This is a genomic window from Bacillus sp. GW823-FHT06B01 (genome assembly GCF_058952315.1).
The window spans coordinates 305,734-331,564 of record NZ_JBXAHR010000002.1 but is presented as its reverse complement, the minus strand read 5'-3'; the positions used below and the strand labels follow the sequence as shown (position 1 = coordinate 331,564).

The 25,831-nt window shown below is 36.4% G+C and carries 24 protein-coding genes and 2 other annotated features; of the genes, 8 read left to right on the top strand and 16 right to left on the bottom strand.

Translation table 11 applies throughout. The features are described from left to right. Positions 1-105 precede the first annotated feature (105 nt). Genes AC1Q8N_RS08725 through zapA form a run of 4 tightly spaced genes read right to left on the bottom strand, consistent with a single transcriptional unit; the run spans position 106 to position 5,070 of the window. Positions 106-2,466 carry an endonuclease MutS2 gene (locus tag AC1Q8N_RS08725; RefSeq protein ID WP_493521165.1) on the bottom strand — a complete coding sequence of 787 codons (2,361 nt, stop codon included), beginning with the start codon at positions 2,464-2,466 and terminating at the stop codon, positions 106-108. Positions 2,467-2,485: 19 nt separating this feature from the next. After that, positions 2,486-4,204, bottom strand: coding sequence for a DNA polymerase/3'-5' exonuclease PolX (polX, locus tag AC1Q8N_RS08720; protein WP_493521164.1), 1,719 nt, complete (start codon positions 4,202-4,204; stop codon positions 2,486-2,488). Positions 4,205-4,259: 55 nt separating this feature from the next. Further along, positions 4,260-4,799 carry a CvpA family protein gene (locus AC1Q8N_RS08715; protein WP_000565407.1) on the bottom strand — a complete coding sequence of 180 codons (540 nt, stop codon included), beginning with the start codon at positions 4,797-4,799 and terminating at the stop codon, positions 4,260-4,262. 1 nt (position 4,800) lies between these two features. Next, a complete protein-coding gene (gene zapA, locus AC1Q8N_RS08710; RefSeq protein ID WP_000082701.1) occupies positions 4,801-5,070 on the bottom strand; it encodes a cell division protein ZapA in 270 nt (89 codons plus the stop codon). A gap of 124 nt (positions 5,071-5,194) precedes the next feature. Here zapA and rnhC point away from each other — a divergent pair, with 124 nt between their 5' ends. After that, entirely contained in the window at positions 5,195-6,133 is a 939-nt protein-coding gene (rnhC, locus tag AC1Q8N_RS08705; RefSeq protein ID WP_098642638.1) for a ribonuclease HIII, read from the top strand. 117 nt (positions 6,134-6,250) lie between these two features. Here rnhC and AC1Q8N_RS08700 read toward each other — a convergent pair whose 3' ends face one another. Genes AC1Q8N_RS08700 through AC1Q8N_RS08680 form a run of 5 tightly spaced genes read right to left on the bottom strand, consistent with a single transcriptional unit; the run spans position 6,251 to position 12,672 of the window. After that, positions 6,251-7,438 (bottom strand): J domain-containing protein, encoded by a 1,188-nt coding sequence (locus AC1Q8N_RS08700; RefSeq protein ID WP_071715223.1) that lies wholly within the window; start codon positions 7,436-7,438, stop codon positions 6,251-6,253. Then, positions 7,431-8,654 carry a tetratricopeptide repeat protein gene (locus AC1Q8N_RS08695; RefSeq protein WP_098642637.1) on the bottom strand — a complete coding sequence of 408 codons (1,224 nt, stop codon included), beginning with the start codon at positions 8,652-8,654 and terminating at the stop codon, positions 7,431-7,433. The genes AC1Q8N_RS08700 and AC1Q8N_RS08695 overlap by 8 nt, the downstream gene beginning before the upstream one ends. 19 nt (positions 8,655-8,673) lie before the next feature. Then, positions 8,674-10,410: an Hsp70 family protein gene (locus AC1Q8N_RS08690; RefSeq protein WP_042514637.1), complete on the bottom strand. Its 1,737-nt coding sequence runs from the start codon at positions 10,408-10,410 to the stop codon at positions 8,674-8,676. Between the two features lie 21 nt (positions 10,411-10,431). After that, on the bottom strand, positions 10,432-11,259 hold the full coding sequence (grpE, locus tag AC1Q8N_RS08685; RefSeq protein ID WP_042514636.1) for a nucleotide exchange factor GrpE: 828 nt from the start codon (positions 11,257-11,259) through the stop codon (positions 10,432-10,434). A gap of 12 nt (positions 11,260-11,271) precedes the next feature. Next, complete coding sequence (locus AC1Q8N_RS08680) at positions 11,272-12,672, bottom strand: AAA family ATPase (RefSeq protein ID WP_232240095.1); 1,401 nt, start codon at positions 12,670-12,672, stop codon at positions 11,272-11,274. Between the two features lie 316 nt (positions 12,673-12,988). Here AC1Q8N_RS08680 and AC1Q8N_RS08675 point away from each other — a divergent pair, with 316 nt between their 5' ends. Both AC1Q8N_RS08675 and AC1Q8N_RS08670 read left to right on the top strand, forming a co-directional pair. After that, the gene (locus tag AC1Q8N_RS08675; protein WP_222425164.1) at positions 12,989-13,150 is read left to right on the top strand and encodes a hypothetical protein; all 162 of its coding nucleotides are present in this window, start codon (positions 12,989-12,991) and stop codon (positions 13,148-13,150) included. A 242-nt stretch (positions 13,151-13,392) separates the two neighbouring features. After that, entirely contained in the window at positions 13,393-13,644 is a 252-nt protein-coding gene (locus tag AC1Q8N_RS08670) for a hypothetical protein (RefSeq protein ID WP_098078802.1), read from the top strand. A 43-nt stretch (positions 13,645-13,687) separates the two neighbouring features. On the opposite strand, the gene AC1Q8N_RS08665 is transcribed toward AC1Q8N_RS08670, so the two are convergent. The 5 genes from AC1Q8N_RS08665 to AC1Q8N_RS08645 form a co-directional block, all read right to left on the bottom strand. Beyond that, positions 13,688-13,822, bottom strand: a complete 135-nt coding sequence (locus AC1Q8N_RS08665) for a YuzL family protein (RefSeq protein WP_000039594.1) — start codon at positions 13,820-13,822, stop codon at positions 13,688-13,690. 91 nt (positions 13,823-13,913) lie between these two features. After that, a complete protein-coding gene (gene asnS, locus AC1Q8N_RS08660; RefSeq protein WP_000432171.1) occupies positions 13,914-15,305 on the bottom strand; it encodes an asparagine--tRNA ligase in 1,392 nt (463 codons plus the stop codon). Positions 15,306-15,357: 52 nt separating this feature from the next. Then, positions 15,358-15,609: a binding site (T-box leader), on the bottom strand. Between the two features lie 143 nt (positions 15,610-15,752). Next, positions 15,753-18,173 carry a phenylalanine--tRNA ligase subunit beta gene (gene pheT, locus AC1Q8N_RS08655; protein WP_098078799.1) on the bottom strand — a complete coding sequence of 807 codons (2,421 nt, stop codon included), beginning with the start codon at positions 18,171-18,173 and terminating at the stop codon, positions 15,753-15,755. An 18-nt stretch (positions 18,174-18,191) separates the two neighbouring features. Continuing rightward, on the bottom strand, positions 18,192-19,226 hold the full coding sequence (pheS, locus tag AC1Q8N_RS08650) for a phenylalanine--tRNA ligase subunit alpha (RefSeq protein WP_000388217.1): 1,035 nt from the start codon (positions 19,224-19,226) through the stop codon (positions 18,192-18,194). Positions 19,227-19,269: 43 nt separating this feature from the next. Beyond that, positions 19,270-19,498, bottom strand: a binding site (T-box leader). Positions 19,499-19,546: 48 nt separating this feature from the next. Continuing rightward, entirely contained in the window at positions 19,547-20,344 is a 798-nt protein-coding gene (locus AC1Q8N_RS08645; RefSeq protein ID WP_137036649.1) for a TrmH family RNA methyltransferase, read from the bottom strand. Between the two features lie 82 nt (positions 20,345-20,426). Between AC1Q8N_RS08645 and sspI the strand changes: the two genes are divergently transcribed. The 5 genes from sspI (at position 20,427) to AC1Q8N_RS08620 (ending at position 23,230) form a co-directional block, all read left to right on the top strand. Then, positions 20,427-20,636, top strand: a complete 210-nt coding sequence (gene sspI / locus AC1Q8N_RS08640; RefSeq protein ID WP_000009511.1) for a small acid-soluble spore protein SspI — start codon at positions 20,427-20,429, stop codon at positions 20,634-20,636. A 178-nt stretch (positions 20,637-20,814) separates the two neighbouring features. Beyond that, complete coding sequence (locus AC1Q8N_RS08635; RefSeq protein ID WP_001189002.1) at positions 20,815-21,372, top strand: HD domain-containing protein; 558 nt, start codon at positions 20,815-20,817, stop codon at positions 21,370-21,372. Between the two features lie 139 nt (positions 21,373-21,511). Then, a complete protein-coding gene (locus tag AC1Q8N_RS08630) occupies positions 21,512-22,225 on the top strand; it encodes a CPBP family intramembrane glutamic endopeptidase (protein WP_048544332.1) in 714 nt (237 codons plus the stop codon). A gap of 238 nt (positions 22,226-22,463) precedes the next feature. After that, entirely contained in the window at positions 22,464-22,835 is a 372-nt protein-coding gene (locus AC1Q8N_RS08625; protein ID WP_098078796.1) for a DNA-binding protein, read from the top strand. Between the two features lie 38 nt (positions 22,836-22,873). After that, the gene (locus AC1Q8N_RS08620) at positions 22,874-23,230 is read left to right on the top strand and encodes an ammonia permease (RefSeq protein WP_098076576.1); all 357 of its coding nucleotides are present in this window, start codon (positions 22,874-22,876) and stop codon (positions 23,228-23,230) included. Positions 23,231-23,251: 21 nt separating this feature from the next. Here the strand turns inward: AC1Q8N_RS08620 and AC1Q8N_RS08615 are convergent, their stop codons facing one another. Further along, positions 23,252-25,051, bottom strand: coding sequence for a DHA2 family efflux MFS transporter permease subunit (locus AC1Q8N_RS08615; protein WP_098078794.1), 1,800 nt, complete (start codon positions 25,049-25,051; stop codon positions 23,252-23,254). 12 nt (positions 25,052-25,063) lie between these two features. Further along, positions 25,064-25,717, bottom strand: coding sequence for an HlyD family secretion protein (locus AC1Q8N_RS08610; RefSeq protein WP_001071411.1), 654 nt, complete (start codon positions 25,715-25,717; stop codon positions 25,064-25,066). Positions 25,718-25,831: the final 114 nt, after the last annotated feature.

Sequence of the window (25,831 nt, the reverse complement as noted above, 5' to 3'; positions counted from 1 at the left end):
TAAATAAATAACCCCAATCACCAAAAATATTCCACAACAAGCTAACAATACTTTTGCAAGTTTGTCCATAAACATATAATGGTTTCCCCTTTGTTTCGTTGTTTTCTATTTTAATTCGACAACTGTTACGCCTAGGCCTCCCTCGCCCATGTCACCGTAACGGTAATTCTTCACGCCGCGGTGCTTCTTCAAGTAATCTTGTACACCTTGGCGAAGCGCTCCTGTTCCTTTACCGTGAATAATTGATACGCGAGGATAGCTTGCAAGCTGTGCATCGTCTAAATATTTTTCAACGCGCATCATTGCATCTTCATAACGTTCACCGCGAAGGTCGAGCTCTAACGAAACGTGATAATCTCTACCCTTCACACTTGCGACTGCTTTTTTCTCAGTTTGCTTCGGGGTATTAATGTATTCCATATTGGATTCTTTCACTTTCATCTTCAGAATACCAATTTGTACGCTCCACTCTGTATCACTTACTTTTTCAAGCAATTGACCTTTTTGACCAAACGTTAACACTTTTACTTCATCACCTGCGCGTAATTGTTGTTTTGGCGCTGTGTTTTTCACGTTTACTTTTTGTTTCTTCACAAGCTCTGGCGCCGCACCTTCTAGACGGCTCTTCGCTTCAATAAGCTCATGGTCTTTCACGTTTATAAGCTGTGCTTTACGCAATTGACGAAGTTCTTGAATAATGCCTTCTGCTTCTTTCTTTGCAGCTTCGACTTTTTCTTCCCCTTCTTTTTGCGCTTTTAATAATTTTTCATCGCGCTCATCATTAAATTCAATAATTTGACGCTGTAATTCGCGATGTAGTTTTTCAGATTGCTTGCGAAGTGCTTCTGCTTCGTTCCAGTCACGCTCTGCATTCTTTTGACTTTCTTCTAACTTCGCAATCATATTTTCAATTTTGTTTGTATCTGTACTAATGTGGTTACGAGCTTGATCAATCACGCGATCAGATAGTCCAAGGCGCTTCGAAATTTCAAAGGCATTACTACGTCCTGGTACACCGATTAATAATTTATACGTTGGGCTTAATGTGTTCACGTCGAACTCAACGCTCGCATTAATAACTTTCTCACGGTTATATCCGTATGCTTTTAATTCTGGGTAATGCGTCGTAGCAACAACGCGAGCACCACGATTACATACTTCATCTAAAATTGAAATTGCTAATGCAGCCCCTTCTTGCGGGTCTGTTCCAGCACCTAATTCATCAAATAAAACTAAGCTTTCAAAATCAGCTTTTTCTAAAATATCAACAATATTCACCATATGTGAGGAGAACGTACTTAAACTTTGTTCAATCGATTGCTCATCACCGATATCGGCAAAGATATTTTTAAATACACAAATCTCTGACTCATCCATTACTGGAATGTGAAGGCCAGATTGCGCCATTAATACACAAATACCAACTGTTTTCAGCGTAACTGTTTTACCACCTGTATTCGGCCCTGTAATAACAATTGTCGTGAACTCTTTACCTAACATAATGTTATTTGGCACGATAATTTCTGGATCAATAAGCGGATGACGTGCTTGTCTTAAATCCATATAACGCTCGTTATTTACGATTGGTTTCGTTGCTTTTATACGCTTCCCATAAAAAGCTTTCGCAAAAATAAAGTCAAGATTCGCAACTACTTCTACGTTAGATAAAACGATATCTGCTTCTACTGCCACTTCTTCTGTTAACATCAATAAAATGCGTTCGATTTCTTGTTTTTCTTTCACTCGTGCTTCTTGAAGCGCGTTATTTAACTCTACAATGACTTGTGGTTCAATAAATAACGTTTGCCCAGAAGCTGATTGATCGTGGACAATACCGCCATATACACCGCGGTATTCTTGTTTTACTGGGATTACGTAACGTTCGTTACGAATCGTTACAATCGCGTCAGACAGCATCTTTTGCGCGTTGGAAGAACGCGTCATATTTTCTAACTTTTCACGAATACGACTTTCCGCAGTACGAATTTGAGTACGAATACCACGCAGTTTATCACTTGCGCTATCGACTACTTCACCGCCATCACCGATACAATTTGTAATTTTCTTTTCTAAATCATATAAAGATACAATTTGAGCGACATGAGTTTCTAAAATTGGAAGCTCGACACCATTATCAACCATATCTTCAATGAAACGTTTCATATTGCGACTACCATACATCGTATTGGCAATATCAAGTAGTTCATTCGGGCTTAACATACTTCCAATCTTTGCACGCTTCACATTTGAGCGAATATCCGTAATACCACCTAATGGTGCACTACCTTTTAAACGAATGACTTTCGCTGCTTCATCTGTTGTATCTTGCATTTCTACAATTTCTTCAAAATCAGTGCTTGGCACTAAATGCTTCACTTTGTCACGGCCAAGTGAAGAGGCTGTATGTTCAAGTAATTGTTCTTTTACTTTATTGTATTCTAATACACGCAACGTTCTTTCTAACATGTTGCAGGTCCCCCTTGTGTTACTTATTACGTTTAATATAGTCTAATAAACGTTCGATATTCCACGTGTTAATCACGTTATCTTTTTGAATCCAACCTTTACGTGCTGCGGCTACACCTGTTTCCATATCTTCTAACATTTCAAGCGTATGAGCATCCGTATTAATCGCTACTTTTACACCAGCATCCTGTGCTTGTTTTAATAATTTCGCGCTTAAATCTAGACGATTTGGATTCGCATTTAATTCTAAAACTGTATTTGTCTCTTTTGCGAGTTCAATTAATAAATCTGTATCTACATCGTAACCCTCACGACGCCCAAGAAGGCGTCCTGTCGGATGGGCAATCATTGTGACATGCTTATTCTCCAGCGCAGCACGAAGACGTTTCATAATCGTTTCACGGTCTTGTGAGAAGCTAGAGTGAATCGCTCCAATGACATAATCTAATTCTGCTAATACTTCATCATCAAAATCAAGTGTTGCATCTGGTAAAATGTCCATTTCAATTCCGCGTAAAATTGTAATGTCTGGATACTTTTCGTTCATACGTTCAATTTCTTTCGCTTGTTCACGAAGGCGCTCTTTCGTTAAACCGTTCGCTACTTTCAAGTATTGTGAGTGATCAGTAATCGCCATAAACTTATATCCACGAGCACGGCACGCTTGTACCATCTCTTCAATGGAAAAAGCACCATCACTCCATGTTGTATGCATATGTAAATCACCTTGTATGTCAGAGAACTGAATTAAGTTCGGATACTCTTTAATTAATTCAATTTCTTTTCCATCTTCACGCACTTCTGGTGGGATAAATGGAAGACCGAAATGAGCGAAGAACTCCTCTTCTGTTTCAAATGTTCTCACTTCACCTGTTTCTAAGCTTTCTACACCGTACTCACTAATTTTCTCGCCTCTATCTTTCGCGATTTGGCGCATTTTTACGTTATGGTCTTTTGATCCTGTGAAATGATGAAGAGTTGTAATAAATTCTTCAGGTTTTACTAAACGGAAATCGATTGAAATATCATATTCATATTGAAGACGAACAGAAACTTTCGTATCTCCACTTGCGATTACTTCAATCATATTATCGAATTGCAGTAAATGCTCACGTACTGTAGCTGGTTCTGACGTTGCAATGATAAAGTCTAAATCTTTCACTGTTTCACGAACTCGGCGCAAACTACCAGCGCGAGAGAAACGAATTACTTCAGCAATATTCGACAATTTCTCCTCTATTTCCCCGGCAATAGGTAATACCATTGCGATTGGTAAACGCTCTGGACGAGAGCCTACTTGATCGATTGCTTCTAATATTTTCTCTTCTGTCTTCTTACCGAAACCTGCTAAAGCTTGTACTTTATTTTCCTCACAAACCGCTTTTAGCGATTCCATATTAACAACACCAAGTTCTTTATATAACTTAGCTACCTTTTTACCACCAAGGCCTGGCAATTTTAATAACGGCAATAAGCTACTTGGCACTTCTTGTTCAAGCTCTTGTAATACTTCAGATGTTCCCGATTCTATATATTCTTGAATAACTGCTGCTGTTCCTTTTCCAATGCCCGGAATCTTCGTGAAATCTTCAATCTCAGAAAGACTACGATCATCACTTTCTAGTGCTGCTGCCGCTTTACAAAATGCAGATATTTTAAATGGATTCGCGCCCTTTAGTTCCATAAACAGGCCGATTGTCTCTAATAATTTAATAACTTGTTTTTTATTTACTTTCATCATTACCCCGCCTTTCTTTCATAGAAAAAAACTCCTCTTTCCGAAAAAAGAGAAGTTATACTCTGCTACCTGTCTGCCATAGTTCCTTCACCTTTTCAGAGAGAATCGGTGTATCGTCTACAATTATTTTGCTAATTGATGATTTTTGTAATGGTGTTTGTAGTTGTTCAATCGGAAGAATGTTTCCAATGATAATTAACACAAACAAAATAATATATACTTCTAAAAATCCGAGGATTGCCCCCGCGAACGCATTGACTTGCTTTAAAACCGGTATTTCTGCAAACATATTTAACAAATTACCAAGTAATGAAAGTGCAATTTTTGTAATAATAAACAATATGATAAACGCAAGCGCTTGATAAAATACTGTCTCAATATTATTTGCATCAATCCATTCTGGAACAGACACGTTTTTATCAAATGGATACGGAATAAATTTCGCAAGTGCTGGCGCTAAATCTTTACAGTACCAGTATGCAACAAGGTATGCGATAATAAAGCTTGTTAACTTTACAAGTTGCAGAATAAACCCTCTGCGTAAGCCGAGGAAAAATCCCATAACAAGCAGTAAAATGATAATAATATCAATCATGTTATTCCATTCCTTTTTTTGTCATACTTTCTTTCAATTTCTCATGTTCTTCTTTTAATTTTATGTAATCGTGTATGACGTTTACCGCCGTCAATACCGCTAGTCTACTCGTGTCAAGCGAAGGATTCTTGGCATTGAGTTCGCGCATTTTATCATCCACAATCGCTGCTACCATGCGGATATGACTTGTACTTTCATCGCCAACAACTGAATATTGTTGACCATAGATTTCTACATTAATTCGACTTTTCTTTCCCTTTTGTTGTGACAACTCACCGGCCTCCAATCACGTACAGAATCCTAAAGTTTATCATACCATGAACCATCATATTATGGAAACAGAAAGAACAATCCGATATGATAAAAATAACAATATAAAAAAAGGGGCGACCACTATGTCAAATTCTATCGTAATTCAAACAAATTCTACAGTAATTGAAGACATGAAACAACAATATAAACAATCGCTTAGCCCGAAGATTCCACAAGGCGGAATCTTCATGGCAAAGGTGCCATCTTGCACAATTACAGCGTATAAATCTGGAAAAGTAATGTTCCAAGGTGGACGTGCTGAAGCAGAAGCTTCTCGTTGGCAAACTGTCTCTCAAACACCGAAAATAGCTGTAAAAAAATCTGTCGATTCACACCGTTATGCACCCCCTGCTTCCATCGGTACAATGTCGATCGTAGGGTCAGATGAAGTGGGTACTGGTGATTTCTTCGGACCGATGACAGTAGTTGCTGTATATGTGGATGCGAAGCAAATTCCACTACTAAAAGAACTTGGTGTAAAAGACTCTAAAAACTTAAATGACGATCAAATTACCGCCATTGCAAAACAACTTCTACACGTTGTTCCTTATAGCTCTCTTGTCCTTCATAACGAAAAATATAACGAGCTATTTGATAAAGGAAACAACCAAGGTAAGTTAAAAGCTTTACTACACAATAAGGCTATTACAAACTTATTAGCTAAAATGGCACCTACAAAACCTGAAGGCGTCTTAATCGACCAATTCACACAACCTGATACATACTACAAATATTTAGCAAAACAAAAGCTGGTACAACGTGAAAATGTTTACTTCGCGACGAAAGGCGAAAGTGTCCATTTAGCAGTAGCCGCTGCCTCCATTTTAGCTCGTTACTCATTCGTGAAACAATTTGACGAACTAAGTAAAAAAGCTGGTATGCCCCTTCCAAAGGGTGCTGGTAAACAAGTTGATATCGCTGCCGCTAAATTAATTCAAAAGCTTGGTAAAGAACGATTACCTGAGTTTGTGAAACTGCATTTTGCTAATACAGAGAAGGCGTTTCGCTTATTGAAAAAATAACTACATTTTAGTATCGACATGATTTTCATGAACTAAACAAGGCGAAAAGAATTAGATTCTTTTCGCCTTTTATGTTTGATATTTTTTCGGTATCCGCATTACAAGTCGGGCATTTATCTAGGAGAATATGGCTCCTGCAATAACAATTACAATAATAATAGCAACTAAGCAACCTATCATATTCCATATTGCCTCAGCAAAGAAATAATAAATGAATCCAGCAATAATCCCTACAACTGGTGTCCCAATAAATGAAAAAATAATCCCTACAATAATTGCCACAACAATATTACCTCTGCTCGCATAACTTACATTGTAGTTTGTGTTATTTTCAGGAGCTACATTTGTAGCTACCTCATTATTATAGTTTGATTGTGAACTATAATCCCTATTATCCATTTCACTATAATTATTACTTTCCATTTGATGCTCTAGATCTCGTAAATAATTACTAATTTCCATATTCTCATTTTGATTTATATCCTGAATTATCCTTACGATTCTTGGCAAACAAGAATGTGTTATATCAATTTCATCCGTCTGATTTAATAACATATTAATTACCGCTTGCTTTTCTTCATCGTTTTGAGGAACTCTTTTAATTCTTTCCCCAACCCTCACACAGTACTCTCCTCTTCCTTGTCCATTTGTCAAGTAGAGTAAATCTATCAAGAGGGGCATATCTTCCAAACCAGGGGTGCAATTACTCAATCTTCTTTCTAATGCTTTAATAGCATTATCATACTCTTCTATATTTATATATACATCAGATAAATGCCTATATGGATAAGGGGATTGAGGCTGTAATTTGATTAATTTGTTTGCTTGTGCAATCGCCTTTGAATATTCTTGCTGATCCCTATAAATAAGAAATAGTAAAAAATGATATTCTATTACAGATGGATAATCAAAAATCAATTCTTGAATTGCAGTCTTAGCATCAGTAAACCAACCTAATTCATAATAACAATCCGCTAAATGGTACCTTACATCAGGCGAATCCGAATAATTTATTAATAAATCATTCAGAATAGTGATAGCTTCTTGATACTCACTGCCATTTTTATAATTTAAAGCTTGATTTAATAAAGAATCATATTCTCCACCATTTTGAATACTTCTATCGTATACAGCTCGCTGTTCTTCATTCATTAATTCTTCATATGCTTTTGTTAGTTGCTTGAATTCTTCAGGATATTTCTCATTTGAATACATCCTAATCTTACGAAAGTAAGCCTTTTTTATTTCATCTTGCGAAGCGCTTTGTTCTATTTCTAACAATTCATAATATGTAAGGTTATTCATATTGCTCTCCTAACAACGTCCCCAATAATTTCTTTGCCTTTTGTCCTGTCCATTTATTCCCATACTCTGAGTCTAATTTTTTTAATATAGTAATCGCTTCATCTTTTTTACTTATATCCATAAAATATCTTGCCTTTGATAAAAGAACAGCATCGATATAGTCAGACTCTTTAAAGTTAGAACTAGTATTATTTAAAAATTCATCATACAGTTTTTCTATCCCTTTATAATCTTTCACTTCTATTTTAGATAGAATGGTAAAGTACAGTGCGTCATCAGCTATATCCGAATCACTTAACAGCTTTCTAACATTATTAAATGCTGTTATCGCTTTTTCGTATTGTCCTTGTTTATATAAAGACCTTCCATCTTTATATAGTTCCCAAGACGCCTTATACTTTAATGAGTCATTTTGCATAAGGCTAGACTCTAAAATTGCTGTTTCTTGCGATGATTGCGTTTCATTTTCTTTAATTTGTTTCTCTAAGGCCGCATTTTTTTCTTTTAATGACTGTTCGACTTTCTTATACTGTTGATTTTGCCTTTTTTCATTTAATTTTTTTGCAACAGCTTCCTCTTGATACGACTCTTTCATGTGGTGTATAAAATATCCTCCACTAAGTAAAGAGAGCATAAGTACTGAAGCATAGATTGTATGTACAAGCCAACTTTTCTTCTCTTGCACTTCAAAATCCGCTACCTCAAACAACTTATACTTCTTCTGCAACATTAAAACCGATTGCTCACCTTTTACATATTGAGGAAGCTGCTCAAGTTCTTTCTTTGCCAGATCTATACTCCCCATTGCTAGAAGACACAGCAAATATGCATAATACACCTTTGCAGGGAGTGGATATATTTCTCGCTTCCCCAAAACTGTTCCCAATAACCTTTTCGCTTCTTCATATTGTTTTCGTTTCATCAAAACCACAGACTCATTGTACAAATGATATAACTCCTCATATATAGGCAACACCGCTTCTACTCTCTCTATGGTCTGTCGTTGCAAGGAGCTCACATTACTCTGAACCTTCCACAAAGTAATCCCTTTTTTCGGATACCCTGTATATACTTCAAGTAACCCTAACAGCCAATTAATTCGTGGATTTCTTGGCAAAAGAGCTGCAAGCGAAAGGATTAGCTCTTTCGCTTGCATAATACGCCCTTGCTGAACAAGTCGGATACACTCATTATATTGATTTGCTATATGTTCCATAATCGTCTCCTCTATCTTTTTACACAAATTCAATTAATAAGTCAGTCAACTCTTCGTCATATTTCTGAATTGAAATACGATCGTTACGACTTAATGCCACTTTTAAACTTGATACAGCTTCTTGTAATTTTTGTTTTTCTTTTTCTCCTACTTCTTGCATTAATTTTTCTGCACGATACAATGTCTTTTTAACATCTTCAAAATACTCTGATTCAGCCCAATCTTTTTCCAAGCGTACTTTCGCTTGTGTCATTTCACGTTCGTCCATAACACCTACTTGAGAATTAATGACTTCTGTAATTTTCTTTCCTGTACTTACAATTGTCGCTTCAACTTGTAAAATACCATTAATGTCATAAGTAAACTGGATTTCAATTTCTTCATGTCCTGCTAAACGCTTCGGAATTCCATCCAGAATAATATCATCTTTATTCAGCTTTGTATTCTCAACAACTTTTTCATTTTCCCCTTGATACACGTGAATAATAACTTGATCTTGATAATCATTCATTGTATAGTATGTCTTTTTTTCTGTAACTGGAACTTTTGCACCTTTAGTAATAATCGGATCAAAATATCCACCTATAATTTGTCCACCGACATTTTTCACGATATCTGTTCCTAATGTATACGAACAAATATCAAGAACCATTAATCCATCAGCCGAATCAATTGCCCCACTTTTAATTCCAGCTTGTACAGCAGCGCCTAACGCTACAACTTCATCAGGGTTAATATCCTTACGAATTGGCCGCTGTAATTTTTCTTCTACAATTTTTTGAATATAAGGAATACGTGTGGAGCCACCCACTAATAAAATATGATCAATACTCGTTAATGATAAATTACTTTCCTTTAATGCTGTATCTACTTCATGTAATGTGGAAACAGCTAGTTTTTGAATCAATTGCTCAAACTGCCCACGGGATATTTCCATATCAATCGTGATAGGTGCACCATTATGAATCCCTACAAATGGAACCATAAATCGTACTGACATTTGAGTTGATAAAGATTTTTTAACACGCTCAGCCTCTTCTTTTAATAACGCTCGGACTTCTTGCTCCGTTTTTCCTTCGACTCGATATAAATGAATACCATGAATCATTTCATATTCATTCACTACCCAATCTACAATTGCATTATCAAAATCCATACCACCAAGTTTATTATTACCAGCACTAGCCTTTACTTCTACGACTCCTTCAAAAATTTCAATAATAGAAACATCGAAAGTACCACCACCTAAATCATAGACTAAAATATGTTGGTTCTGGTCTAAATTCTCGAATCCGTATGCAATCGCAGCTGCGGTCGGCTCATTAATAATACGTTCTACTTTTAATCCTGCAATCTCCCCAGCCTTTTGTGTCGCTTTTCTCTGTGAATCAGAGAAATACGCAGGAACCGTAATAACAGCCTCTGTTACTGCCTCTCCTAGTTTTTCTTCTACACTTTCTTTTAAATATTTTAATATAAGAGCAGATACTTCTTCTGGACGTAGTTGCTGTTCTCCCATCGAAACACTTTCATCAGTTCCCATTAAACGCTTCACTTCAAGAACTGTGCGATCCGGCAAACTTTTAATTCCCGATTTTGCATCTTCACCAATAATAATTTCACCTTTTAAATCTTTTTGTACAACTGAAGGCGTTGTGCGGTTTCCCTTTTTATTTTCAATAATCTCCGGTTTCCCGTTCTTCAAATATGCAATAGCAGAATTTGTTGTCCCCAAATCGATTCCTACAATAGCCATAAATAATTCCTCCTAATATAATTAATAGACAGTAACCACGTACGCTTTCCTTAAGATTTCTCCTGTAACAGCATTGCGGAAACCTCTTTTATTTACTGTATATACTTGGTATTTTTCATAACCTTCTGGAACTTCATTTAAAGGAACTGTTCCAACACCTTCCATTACAGTTCCATCAAATAATTCTCCTTGGACAGAGATTTCTTCAATTTCTTCTTTTTCAAGGAGAAGTAACGCTTTTTTAAGCGTTGTTTCCAGACTATCTCCCCATTTATTCCCTTCCACTTGCTTAGAAATGTTATAAACATTATCCAGTAAATCGAACATGTTAATAACAAGTAAAGCTAACTTTTTTTGTTTTTTCTCAAATTCTACTAAACTAGTTTTTTCTTCAACTGTTCCTTTTTCTTGTACATATTCTTCCATCGTTGATTGTAATTCTTGTGCAATTTTAAAAAAGGCACGATTCCCTTTTTTAATCTCATCACGCAGTATATCTACAGCGGGTTGTAAATCTGAATAATCTTGTGGTTCATATATTTCAAATGCTGTTTCTTCTAAAAAAGTTAAACCTGCAATATCGTTTTCTATCATTTCCATATAAGTGTCACCCAAATAAAACTCTCCCTTCATATCATGAAGTAAAAAATCAAAGAACAATTGCTTAAAACGACTTTCTGTTGTGGCTACAAAACTGCTCCACTTATCTTCATAATTCTGATCTGTATATAACACAAATTTCATCTCTTCAAAACATCCTTGAATATGTAACTGATATACGTTTGCGCTATGACCAATAAAGAATTTGAGTATGTGTGAAGAAGTATATTCATCTTGTTCTTCTCGCACTCTTTTAACCCCTTAATCAAGAATTTTAGTCGTTCTCTCTACTCTATTAATAATCTCTTCATCAATGTTATCCAATTCTTTTTTTTGCCCTTGCGAAACTGCATAATAAGCTTTTTGTAGAATAATTTCCTCTACAAGATTTCTCATTAACCTACCATTTCCATGACTTTTTGGGTTCAGTTCTATTTTCTTGTTTAAAATATATCGAACTCTTTCTTTCGCATCTGATGTAATTTTATATTCCTTTTTATCAAACATTAAATCTTGTATTAATAATAATTCATCCACTGTGTAATCTGGAAAATCGACATAAATATTAAACCTTGAGCGAAGTCCTGGATTAGACTCAATAAATTCATTCATTTCATTAGGATATCCGGCAAGAATAACAATCAAATTTTCACGATTATCTTCCATCGCCTTCACAAGCGTATCAATTGCCTCCATTCCAAAATCATTTGTACTACCGCTCCGTGTTAAAGAATAAGCTTCATCAACAAATAGAACGCCACCTAGCGCCTCTTTAATTTTCTTCATTGTCTTAGGGGCGGTATGTCCGATAAATTCCCCAACTAGTTCCGAACGATCAGTTTCAACTAGATGTCCTTTCGACAATACTCCTAAAGCTTTAAAAATTTTTGCGACCAACCTGGCCACTGTCGTTTTTCCCGTACCAGGATTTCCGGTAAATACCATATGAAGGCTTAAATTATCAGTCTTCATTCCTTGCTCTTTACGCATCTGATTAAAAATAACTAAATTATAAATTTCTTTCACCTTTTGTTTTACACTTTGCAAACCAATTAATTCATCTAATTCTGCCATCGTCTTTTCAACAGAAATGATTTCTTTATTTTCTAATAGCTGTTTAGCAAACAAAGGATTATTTTCTATCTCACCTTCTAATTCTGCTATAACATTCAAACATTCTTGACTTTCTTTTTGAAGGTTTTCGTATTGTAAAGCCGTTCGAAAAGCAAATCGTGCTCGTTGTATTGCTTGTTTTATTTCTTTAACGTTATAAGGGCTCACCTGTTTTAAATTATCCACTAGTTCTTTATGAATATATAAATGCTTTCTTCGCAAAACAGCATGCCCATATTGTAAATAATAACTTGCATTATCTTGTGTAAACGATAACGCCGACAGCCAAAATTGTTCAGCCTTATCATCTTCACCTTTTTTTTCGTGCAAACATGCTAGTTTTTCATACCATTTACTTATTTCCTTACCCATATCTTCCTTCAAAGGAAATAAAGCGTTTTCCACTTTATATAAAAGTCTAAACGACCTTATCAATAAATATGAAGTGGTTTCTAAATCTTCACTCGCTAAAGCAGCTTCCATTTGTCTCTTTATATCTTCAAAAGACTCTAAAACAAACTCTCTTTTCCCAACATTCAATACGTTCACCTTTTATCATCTTTATATTTTAATTTACAGCGCAACAACTTAAAAAAACCCCTGTTCAACACTTTTAATTTTAACAAAACATTACATATTCTTCTATAAAATTCTATTCATTAAATCCTTTTATTCATATGTTTATAACACGAAAAAGAAAATTGACTTTCCATTTTGTTTATGAGATAAAAAGCGACAGTTTTTAATGTCCTCCTACAAACTCCTGTTTTTTGTTTCATCCTACTATTATCCTTATAGTTTTGTTATAATTATAATATACAGATTATTCTAACATAGGAGGAGATCCCTATTGCTACTTCTACAAATGATTCTAAATATTTTACTAGGCGATCCACACGAAAGACAGTTTGAAATTAGAGAAAACATTCAGCTACTAAGTGAACAACGAGAGTTCAACGATTTAATAGAGCGTTACGGCCGTTCTTTCTTATTAAACTTTCGGATTCGAAGATTTATCCCGCTTTAATGGACAGTAAGACCCCCACCTCAAAATTCAGCGCAAGCAAAGAAGTTAGGTGGGGAATCAACTGTCCATAAAAGTCCGATTGGTGAGGGCTAATAATCAGTGGGGGATGAAGAAAACCCCCACTGATTAAAGTTTCACTTTATCGGGAAACACGATGCCCGCTTGTTAATACATAATCCAGCAAAACTACAGCACTTCTGTGAGGAAGTTGAATTTATGATTAGAAAAAGGAGGTATTTCATATGAACGCTGTAAAAGTTAAAAAGGTATTATATGTTTTCATACACCTCGTGGGCCCACTTTCTTACCTCACTATTTCTACCATTTGGGGAGCTTTTTTCACTACTAAATCTACATTCGAAAATATATCTGATAATCTTGGTGTAATGGCTATCTATTACGTGCTTATGAGTTTACTGTGGTTTTTCTATTTAGATCGATTAGACAAAGATGTAGATAAAATCACAAAAGAAATTAATGATAATAAGGTGTAATACATATAAAAAAGGAGAGCCGCCAAGACTCTCCTTTTTTATGTTAACTTCTTTTCTGCTTCTTATTTGATGAAGATACTTTATGAGAACCTGTTTCATGTGTCGTCGTTCCTTGTCCTTCTACTTCTGGAGAACCAAGGCTTGATCTTGAATGATCTTTTTTCACTTTTTTACTCATTTACATTCACCCCTTCGCGTTACTTTTTGCTACGGGGTAATAAACTATGCAAACAAAAAAGCGAGAGGAAATCCTCTCGCTTTTTTATATTTTAGAATTCAGAAGAGCCTGGAGTTCTTGGGAATGGAATTACGTCACGGATGTTAGCCATGCCAGTGATGTACATTAGGAAGCGCTCGAAACCTAGACCGAATCCAGCGTGTTTTGTACCGCCGTATTTTCTAAGTTCTAAGTACCACCAGTAGTCCTCTTCGTTCATACCTAGTTCTTTAATTCTGTCTACTAAAACGTCCATTCTTTCTTCACGTTGGCTTCCGCCGATTAATTCGCCGATACCAGGAACTAGAAGGTCAGTAGCAGCTACTGTTTTTCCATCTTCATTCATACGCATGTAGAACGCTTTAATGTCTTTTGGATAGTCAGTTACGAATACAGGGCGTTTGAAAATTTCTTCTGATAAGTATCTTTCGTGCTCTGTTTGTAAGTCAATACCCCATTCTACTGGATATTTGAAGTCAGCACCTGACTCTTGAAGCACTTTAATTGCTTCTGTATATGTGATACGACCGAAGTCAGAGTTGATTACGTTGTTCATGCGCTCAAGAACTGTTTTATCAACGAAGCTGTTGAAGAATTCCATTTCTTCTGGTGCATGCTCTAGTACGTATTTCATTGCATATTTCAGCATATCTTCTGTAAGATCCATTACGTCGCCTAATTCAGCGAATGCAATCTCCGGCTCAACCATCCAGAACTCAGCTGCATGACGAGTTGTGTTAGAGTTTTCTGCACGGAATGTAGGTCCGAATGTGTATACGTCACGGAATGCTAATGCATAAGCTTCAGCGTTCAGCTGTCCACTTACTGTTAAGTTTGTTTCTTTGCCGAAGAAGTCTTTTGATTCATCAACTTGTCCGTCTTCACCTTTTGGTACGTTGTTTAAATCTTGCGTTGTTACGCGGAACATTTCGCCTGCACCTTCTGTATCACTACCAGTGATGATTGGTGTATGAACATGTACGAATCCACGCTCTTGGAAGAACTGGTGAATCGCAAATGCTGCGACAGAACGTACACGGAACGTTGCAGAGAATGCATTTGTTCTTGGACGTAAGTGAGCGATTGTACGTAAGTATTCAAACGTGTGACGTTTCTTTTGAAGTGGGTAATCAGAATCTGATAAGCCCTCGATATCAATTTTTTCTGCTTTAATTTCAAATGGTTGCTTCGCTCCAGGCGTTGCAATTACTTTACCTTCTACTTTAACTGAAGAGCTAAGTGGAAGTTTTGCAATTTCTTTGAAGTTTTCTAACTCTGTATCGAAAACGATTTGAACGCTTTTGAAGAAGCTACCGTCGTTTAATTCGATGAAACCAAATGCTTTTGAATCACGTAAGTTACGAATCCACCCTGATACTTGTACTGTTTGACCTGCGTATTTATCTGTATCTCTATACAGACTTTTTACTAATGTGTTTTCCATAGTGAAATTCTCCTTTGCACATATATTTAAATACAAAAAAACCTTTCATCCATAAAGGGACGAAAGGTTAAACTTCGCGGTACCACCCAATTTGTCATAAAGACCAACTTTAACTCGTATGTAATACATACTTCCCGGTTTGTAACAGGCCGGATTCCCGTCTAAGTCTACTCTTGAATACAAGATTCAATTTCGGTTAGCAACTCCAAGGTGTTCTTCACATATACCGCCTCATCAGGCTCTCACCGTCCCTGACTCGCTTTGGATTATAGTATATACTACTTTTCCTTATCATCGTCTTTCATTTTGTTAAACTAAAATTAATGTACTACATTCGAGAGAAAGATGCAAGATACCAAAAAATATATCAGCGATTTTTGTAATATATCGATTTTCCGACAATCGTGCCATAAAAAAAATTGCCGGACTTAATCCGGCAATTTCTCATTACTTACGTAACTCCGCACCAAACTTCTCTTCTACCGTTGTTAATACACGGTTATGTGCTTCTGTTACTTCTTCGTCTGTTAACGTACGTTCTGCATCGAAGTATGTCATAGAGAATGCAAGTGATTTCTTGCCTTCTTCCATTTTTTCACCTTCGTATAAGTCAAATAGCGTTACGTCTTTCAGAAGTTCTCCGCCAGCTTCAGCAATAACTTGCTTCATTTCACCAGCTTTTGTTTCTTTCGTTACGACAACAGCCATATCACGTGTCATAGATGGGAAACGTGGAATTGCTGTGTAGTAAGTTTCTTCTGCGTCTGCACCAAATACTTTTACAAGAGATAATTCGAATACGAATGTATTTTTCACATCTAATTGTTTTTCTACTTCTGGGTGCAATTGACCGATGAAACCAATTACTTCGCCATCTAATACGATGTCAGCTGTACGACCTGGGTGCATACCTTCACGTTTTGCTGGTGCATAAGTGATTTGGTTTGCAACGCCAAGTACGTCGAATAATCCTTCTAGTACACCTTTCACAACGAAGAAGTCTACTACTTTTTTCTCACCTTGCCATGCATGGTGAAGAGCAAGTCCTGTCATAACACCTGCAAGATGTTGTTCTTCTTTCGGAAGTTCTCCTGCTTCTGTCGGTAAGAAGACAGAACCTACTTCGTATAAAGCAACACTATCGTTTTTACGTGCCACATTATATGAAACAGCTTCTAGTAATTGCGGTACTAAGCTTAAACGAAGTTGGCTACGCTCTTCACTCATTGGAAGTGCAAGGTTTACAGGAGCTTTTTCATTTGGCTCGACCATATATTGCTTCGCTTTATCAGCGCTTGTTAATGAATATGTGATCGCTTCATATAAACCAGCACCCTCTAGGAAGCGACGTACTTTACGACGTTTCGTTTGTGCTGATGTTAATTTACCACGTGTCATCGTTCCAGAAGGTAATGTAACTGGAATGTGGTCATAACCGTATAGACGACCCACTTCTTCTACTAAGTCTTCTGAAATTGTAATATCAGGACGACGTGCTGGTACATTCACATGGAATGTTCCTTCTACTTCTGTGAATGGGAATTTCAAGTTTGTGAACATTGTACCCATTTCACTTGCAGAAATATTTGTACCTAATACACGGTTTACTTTTTCAGCAGTAACAGATACTGTACGCTCTTGTACTTGTAAGTTGTCAGCTTCTACTACACCTTCAAGTGCTTCTCCGCCAGCGTATTTCGCCATTAAAGCAGCTGCGTGTTGAATTGCTTCAAATGTACGTGTTGGATCGATTCCTTTTTCAAAACGTGCGCTTGATTCACTGCGAAGACCTAAGTCTTTTGATGTACGGCGCACTGTTTGACCTGCAAAGTATGCAGATTCAATTAAAACGTTTACTGTCTCATTTGTAACTTCAGAATCCGCTCCGCCCATTACACCAGCAACAGCTAAAGCTTTTGTTCCGTTTGTAATTACAAGGTGGTGGCTTTGTAACGTACGCTCTTGATCATCTAACGTTTCAATTTTTTCGCCTTCTTTTGCAAGACGAACAACGATTTCTTTTGAACCTAATTTATCGTAATCGAATGCATGTAACGGTTGACCGTATTCCATTAAAATGTAGTTTGTAATATCAACTACATTGCTAATTGGACGAATGCCAGCTGCCATAAGGCGCGTTTGCATCCACATTGGTGATGGACCAATCTTTACGTTTTTCACCATTTTTGCAATATATAATGGGTTTTCTTCTTTCGCTTCTACACTTACAGAAATGTAATCAGAAGTTTTTTCTGCTGTTTCTTGTAAGCTGATAGCTGGAAGTTTTACTTCACGGCCATAAATAGCAGCGACTTCATATGCAACACCTAACATGTTTAAGCAATCTGCACGGTTTGGTGTTAAACCAAGCTCAAGTACTTCATCATGTAAATTTAAAATTTCAAGTGCGTCTGCACCAACTTCAGCGTCACTCGGGAAGATGAAGATACCGTCTGCATATTCTTTTGAAACTAACTTTCCATCAATGCCAAGCTCTTGAAGCGCACAAACCATACCGTGAGAAGCTTCACCACGTAGTTTTGCCTTTTTAATTTTGAAGTTGCCAGGAAGTACAGCACCAACTTTTGCAACTGGTACTTTTAAACCTTTTGCAATGTTAGCAGCTCCACAAATAATTTGAACTGGCTCTTCTTCACCGATATCGATTAAGCATTTGCTTAACTTATCAGCTTCTGGGTGTTTTTCACATTCTAATACGTGACCTACTACAACACCTTTTACACCTTTATTTAATACTTCAACGCCTTCTACTTCAATACCACTTTTCGTGATTTTGTCTGCTAGTTCTTGTGCTGTTACATCTTTAATATCTACATACTCTTGTAACCAACGATATGATACGAACATACTTATCCTCTCCTTCCCTTACGCTCGTTTGAATTGTTGTAAGAAACGTACATCATTTGTATAGAAATGACGAATGTCATCTACGCCGTATTTCAACATTGCGATACGCTCTGCGCCCATACCGAATGCGAAACCTTGATATTCTTTTGAATCATAACCAGCCATTTCAAGTACGTTCGGATGAACCATACCTGCGCCTAAAATTTCGATCCAGCCAGTTCCTTTACAAGTGCCGCAACCTTTGCCGTGACACATCATACAAGAAATATCCATCTCTACAGATGGCTCTGTGAATGGGAAGAAACTTGGACGAAGACGGATTTCACGATCTTCACCGAACATCTTTTTCACGAATACTTGCAGTGTACCTTTTAAGTCACTCATGCGAATGTTTTTATCAATTACAAGACCTTCAATTTGCATGAACTGGTGTGAATGCGTCGCATCATCGTCATCGCGGCGATACACTTTACCAGGACAAATAATTTTAATTGGGCCTTTTTCTTTATTATTTTCCATCGTACGTGCTTGCACAGAAGATGTATGTGTACGTAGTAACGTTTCTTCTGTAATGTAGAATGTATCTTGCATATCACGCGCTGGGTGATCTTTCGGTAAGTTTAATGCTTCGAAGTTGTAGTAGTCTTTTTCTACTTCTGTTCCTTCAGCTACTTCATAACCCATACCGATGAATACATCTTCAATTTGTTCAACAACAGCTGTTAACGGATGGTGACAACCTGTTTCAACAGGACGACCTGGTAGTGTAACATCAATTGTTTCCGTAGCTAATTTCGCTTCAATTACTGCTTTTTCTAAGTTACCAATTTTGTCGTCTAGACGCGTTTGAATCGCTTCACGTACTTCATTTACTAATGCTCCCATACGTGGACGCTCTTCTGCTGATAATTTTCCCATGCCGCGTAATACTTCTGTAATTGGACCTTTTTTTCCTAAATACGCTACGCGTACGTCGTTTAAGCCCTTTAGCTCTTTCGCTTCTTCAATAAGCTCTAACGCTTTTTGCTTTAGCTCTTTTAAACGTGCTTCCATTTGGAACCCTCCTAATTTTAAAAATAAAAAAACCTCGCTCCCAAAAAGGGACGAGGTAAATTCGCGGTACCACCCTAAATTGACAGACCAGGTCTGCCCACTCATTAGTTATAACGATCAATTCTGACCGGAACGCCTTTACATATATATGGTCCTGGCGTCAACTCCAGAGGTGAATTCACTTCCGTCTACCATAAGAATGCTTTCAGTCTAAGGCATTCTCTCCCTATATGGCGATTTTGTAAGTTACTCTTCTCTATCAACGTTTTTCGTTATTTAACTTTTAATATAATATACTTCAACTTATTATAAGAAGTTTTTTATTTGTTCGCAACTGGGCTTTGTAAATAATACGTTAAAATCCCTGCTGCAACCGCAACATTTAATGATTCTGCCCCGCCGTAAATCGGAATATACAAGTTTTGATCCGTTTTTGCAAGAATTTCTTGGCTTACGCCGCTTCCTTCATTTCCTACAATTAATGCAAAACCACCAGCTGGTGTTACTTCACCATACGGAACTCCATTTTCAAGAGCTGTTCCATATACAGGAACGTTATTTTCTCTTAACTTGTCTACCCACTCTTCTAAGTTCCCTTTTACAACTGGTAAATGGAAAATAGAACCTTGTGTAGAGCGAAGCACTTTACTATTATATGCATCAACGCATCCTTCTCCAAGCACAACAGCATGAATACCAGCTGCATCAGCTGTACGAATAATTGTCCCTAAGTTGCCCGGGTCTTGAAGACCATCTAATAAAAGAAACTTTCCATCTGCAAGAGCTACTTCACTCTCGTGTTTCTCACAAACAGCAAATACCCCTTGCGTCGTTTCTGTTTCACGGAGTACTTTTACGATTGCTTCAGGTACGATATACATTTCCACATCATTAACTGTCCAATCTTTCGGAAGATCTGTCTGATCAGAAACGATAAGTTCTGTTACAACTCCTGCTTTTAAAGCTTCTTCTACTAAGTGGAATCCTTCTACAAAAAATAAACCTTTTTTATCGCGCTCTTTTTTCGTCTGCAGCTTTTTCCACTGCTTCACACGCGGATTTTGCACTGAATCAATGTTTTTCATAATATGTATTTCCCTCTCTTCTTGTCTTATCATTATAGCCTATTTTTCATACATATTTACATAAAAAAGAACAAAAACTAACGTCAGTTTCAATTCTGAAGAAGAGGTGAAAATAATGAGTTTTAATTTACGCGGTGCTGTATTAGCGAATGTATCTGGAAATTCACAAGATCAATTACAAGAAACGATTGTCGATGCAATTCAAAGCGGTGAAGAAAAAATGCTTCCAGGTCTTGGCGTTTTATTCGAAGTCATTTGGAAAAATGCTGATGAAAATGAAAAACACGAAATGTTAGGAACACTGGAGCAAGGATTAAAAAAATAAACAATAAAAGGTCACCTTAGAAAAAAAACTAAGGTGACCTTTTATGTCTATAAAATTTTTCTTCTCCTAAACATTTCTACTTTACTAACGCTACACAGATGGAGTACAATATTCAAAATACATTTAAACCGATCGATTTTCTTTATAGACACCATTAGATAAAAGGAGTGAATGTTTTATGCAACGTATTACGCTTGAACAAGTTTTTAAACATCACATTACACAAAAATATGTAAACCGTTCTGGAATGGTCCACGCGATTGCTGTCGCTTACCATGCGTTTCACTTAGCGAAAAAGCATCATGCCTCAGTCGATGCTGCAACAAAAGCTGGTTTCCTTCATGATATCGGACATCACACATGGTACAGCGAGGGAGAATGGGATTATGACTTGTATAAAAAGAATGATATACATGCGATTAAAGGAGCAGAAAGAGCTCATAAATTGCTTATTAGATTAGGAGAACATCCGAAACTAGCAAAAGAAATTTCTATCGCGATTCTTCTTCATACAGATTCTTTCTTAGTACAGCAAGAAATTGAAAGAACATCTCTTCAAAACATTATTAAATGGGCAGACGAAGCAGATGAAGAACCGGGCGGAGCGCACCATTATAGAACGATTTCTTATGAAAAAGCATTAAAAGCTATTCAACAGTTAGACCGATTGGTAGAACGTGAATTGCAAATAGAGCAATCAAAATCGAATAACAAGGCAGAACATAGTTATCAATGAGAAAGAGGCATCACTATAGGGTGATACCTCTTTTATTATTTCATGGAAAATATACCTTTATATGTAATATTTAAATGTTACATATAAAAACAAAATACTTTATAATTAAATATATAAATATAAAGAGGTGATTTTATAAATGCAACCCGCTACACAACTTTCTAATGAACAGAAATACTCTATGTCATGGGGACAATTTATTAGCTCCGTTCTATTCGCTTTTTTCGGAACCGGACTTATTACTGTGTTCCTCGCAATGCCCTTAACAATTTATACATCAGGTCTTACAGATAAAAAACAAATTGCCTTGTATGAATCTATCGTAAATACTGCAAGTATCGTATTACAACTAGCCGTGTTGTTATTCTTCATTTTTAAATTCGAACCCGCAAAAAAATTGCTACTAAAATCTTTTAACTTTAAAGCACTTAAAGAATGGCGTACATACGTATACTTACTTCTTTTCTTCACTATAAATATTTTACTCAATTACATCTTGTTAAATTATATGTTCCAAGACGCAACAAAGCAGCAATCTTCCGCATTAAACTTAGACGTTTTTAAGCAGTATCAAATATTATTACTTCTCGGCTTCGCAATACTTACACCAATTTTTGAAGAGCTTATTTTCCGTGGTTTTATACTCCGCTTCTTCTCAGAGCGATTTCCATTTTGGATTGCAGCCATCATAACAAGTTTCTTCTTCGGTATCGCTCATACATACTCACTTGGCGTAATGGTAATTACTTTCTTCATGGGATTATTAATGGCTATTTTATGTAAAAAAACAAAATCCATTATTCCAGCTATGTTATTTCATATTATGAATAATATGTTGGCATTCTTGAGTTAGAAAGAGGTATCATCGCGATACCTTTTTTATTAATTCGTATCATTACTTCTCATTTCTATCAATTTATACATATTTATCCCGCTTTAATGGGCAGTAAGACCCCCACATCAAAATGCAGCGAAAGCAAAGAATTTAGGTGGGGGATCAACCGCCCATAAAAGCCCGATTGGTTCAACTAATATCCAAAATAAACCTCATGTAGTAAAATATACCTTAATTATTATCAAGGAGTTTATATATGTTCAGTATTATTTGGATGGCTTTTATGCCACTTCTCTTACTCTGCGGAATTGCTGGCGGTATTTTTTTAGTAGTAAAAGGAATTAAACACCGTAAATTACTCGTTGGTTTAATGGGGATACTTATCTTCTCCTTTGTCACACTACCTTTTGTTTTTTGGGGCATGGGAGTGGATAGCAATGCAATCCTCCCTATTTCAACTACTTTATATTGGATACTGTTTTCTTTAACTGGATTATTAGCAGGGGTAAGTGGAGTCCAAGCCAAAATTAAAAGTATACGTAATATGGGATTCATTATTTTTATCGCTGGTATATTAAGGGTTACCTTCTGGTTACTCATGACTGTAGGTGATTCATACTATATATAATATTTTTTAGAAACCCATAAATCGGAGGTAATACAAAAGTGTTCGGAATATTAACTTGGATGATTTTCGCTCTTACCTTGATGTTATGCAACTTCATCATTGGCATTTTTTTAATTATTGTTGGTATTAAATGTCGTAAATCACTTACTATTATGGCTAGTTTGATTAGTATACCGCTTATCTTTGTTCCTATCATTTGTATAGGTTATGGAATAGATTTAGAGGGGATTGTTCCAGTTTCGGGAACTTTATATTGGTATTTCTTCTCTTTAGCTGGACTATTAGCTACTATAAGCGGAAGACAAATATCCAGTATTCGTGCTATGGGAATGGTTTTATTTATAACAGGGCTGTGCTCCGTAACTGGTTATCATTTTTTATATTTAACTCTTTAAACAGACAAAAAAGCAGGGAAATTAATTCCCTGCTTTTCTATTTGGTTTATTGCCTGATGGTAAGAAGAACGATAATACCCAAGCAATCCCTGCAAGTATCGTCGCAATTAAGAAGGCATCGTTAATACCGTTAATTGCAGATAACTTCGAAATTTGTCCAAATAATAGTTGCGTGCTCATCGCATCTCCTGCTTGCGCTGATCCAGCAATCGCTGCTAAACTTTGCCCCATGCCGTGTACTTTATCAACTAAAATTGGGTTTGACGTTGTTAACATGTTGCCGTAATCTGCTACGTGAGCAGTCGTTTGTTGCGTCATAAGTGTAATTAATATCGCCGTTCCAATTGAACCAGCTACTTGTCTTGACGTATTTTGCGTTGCTGTACCGTGAGAAATTAATTTCATCGGCAGTGCGTTCATACCTGCTGTCATAATTGGCATCATAATGAATGACATACCAATCGAACGTATAATATAATCCGTCATAATTACACTATACGGTGTATCCATTGATAACGTTGTGAATTCATATGTCGCAAACGTTGTAATGGCTAAACCGACAATTGCTAACGGACGAATACCATACTTATCAAATAGTTTACCTGCAATAGGTCCCATGATCCCCATAATTAATGATCCTGGAAGTAGTAATAAACCTGATTCTATCGGTGTGAAACCGCGAATGTTTTGCAGATATACCGGAAGTAATAACATACCTCCGAATAATGCCATCGTAACAATTGCATTAATTACTAAAGTAAAAGTAAATACTGGGTATTTAAACACTTGTAAATCAAGCATTTTATTGTCCGTTGTTAGCTCTCTCCAAATAAATACCGCAATACCTACTACACCAATGATAAGTGAAATAACAACCTCTGCACTAGTCCAACTATTATTTCCTGCTTCACTAAATCCGTACAATAAGCTACCTAGTCCAATACTTGAACTAACAACACCGAATACATCTAACTTCGTTTTAGATACTGGCTGAGCTAGTGTAAAGAATTTTAAAGATAGGAATGTAATAATTAAACCGATAATAAACATCGCATAGAACATTAAGTTCCAGCTATAGTTTTCAATCACCCAGCCCGTTACAGTTGGTCCGATAGCTGGTGCTAAAATCATCGCTACACCTAGTAATCCCATCGCTGCTCCGCGCTTATGAGGCGGGAATAATGTCATGAAAATATTCATACCAACCGGCATTAAAATACCTGCACCCACCGCCTGAATAACGCGGCCCGTCATCATCATTGTAAAGTTTCCTGAAATAGCACAAATGATAGATCCTACCGTGAAGAATAACATTGCCGCTACGAATAATTTACGATACGTAAATCGTGAAACTAAAAAGGCACTAATCGGTACTAAAATACCATTTACAAGCATGAAGCCTGTAATTAACCATTGTGCTGTTGAAGTTGATACGTTAAATTCATTCATTAACGGAGGCAATGCAACGTTAATAATTGTTTGGTTTAAAATAGAAACGAACATGCCGAGAATTAATACAGCTACAACTGCTTTTACGTTCACATTTTCTACAGGCGTAGACATTTGTTTTTTCGGCACTTCTTTTTCTTGTTTTACTTCTTCTTGCTTTCCTGTTTCTAACTCAACTACATTAGAAATTTCTGCTTCTTGCTTTCGTTCAATTTCTTTCTCTTCTGTTTCTACCTTACTTACTTCTATTTTATTTACGGCTGGGACTTGTTCTTCTCCCACGTTCGTTTTTTTCTTTCGTAAAAGACGATTTACAAGGAAGAAGACGATTATACAAAATAGTGCATATCCTGCAATTGCAATTGAGGACATCTCATCTCCCCCTTACTTATGAATACGAACTGACACATTCATTCCAGGAACAATATTTACTGATTTACTATGATCTAAAGAAATTTTAACTGGTACTACTTGTGTTACTTTCGTATAGTTCGCTGTTGCGTTGCTTGATGGTAACATAGAGAATGTATTCGCTGTTGTTAATCCAACTTGCTCTACTTTTCCTGATAAAGTTGTATCTGGGTATGCATCTACATACACATCTACATCTTGACCTTTTTGTACATCGTCAACATCTGTTTCTTCAATGTTTGCTGTTACCCATAAATTGTTCATATCAAATGCATAAGCAATTGGGCTACCTGCTCCAACGAAAGCATTTGTTGTTGCATTTGATTGTACAATTGTTGCATTTTGTGGAATTGTTACATCTACTGTTTGTTCTCCATTTGCTGCCGCTACAGTAACAGCACCTAATTTATCATTTTCATTGTAATTCTTTCCTACTTCAGCTTTCCAGTCAGTTAATTTACCTGCTACTGGTGATGCAATCGGAATTACCTTTCCATCAATTTTTGCATTTTCTGTTTTTAAATAATTTTCCGCTTGATTGTAATAGTAATAACCGCCAATACCACCGCCAACTAGTACAATTAATGTGATAATGTTGATAATCACCATTCTTCGAAACTGATTCATTGCATTCCTCTCCTTATATCGCATATAATTTTTTTCTAAACTATTTACGTCCTTATTGTTTAGATTGTTTAATTGTTAATTATATTAACTTTTAAACAAAAAAATCACACCATC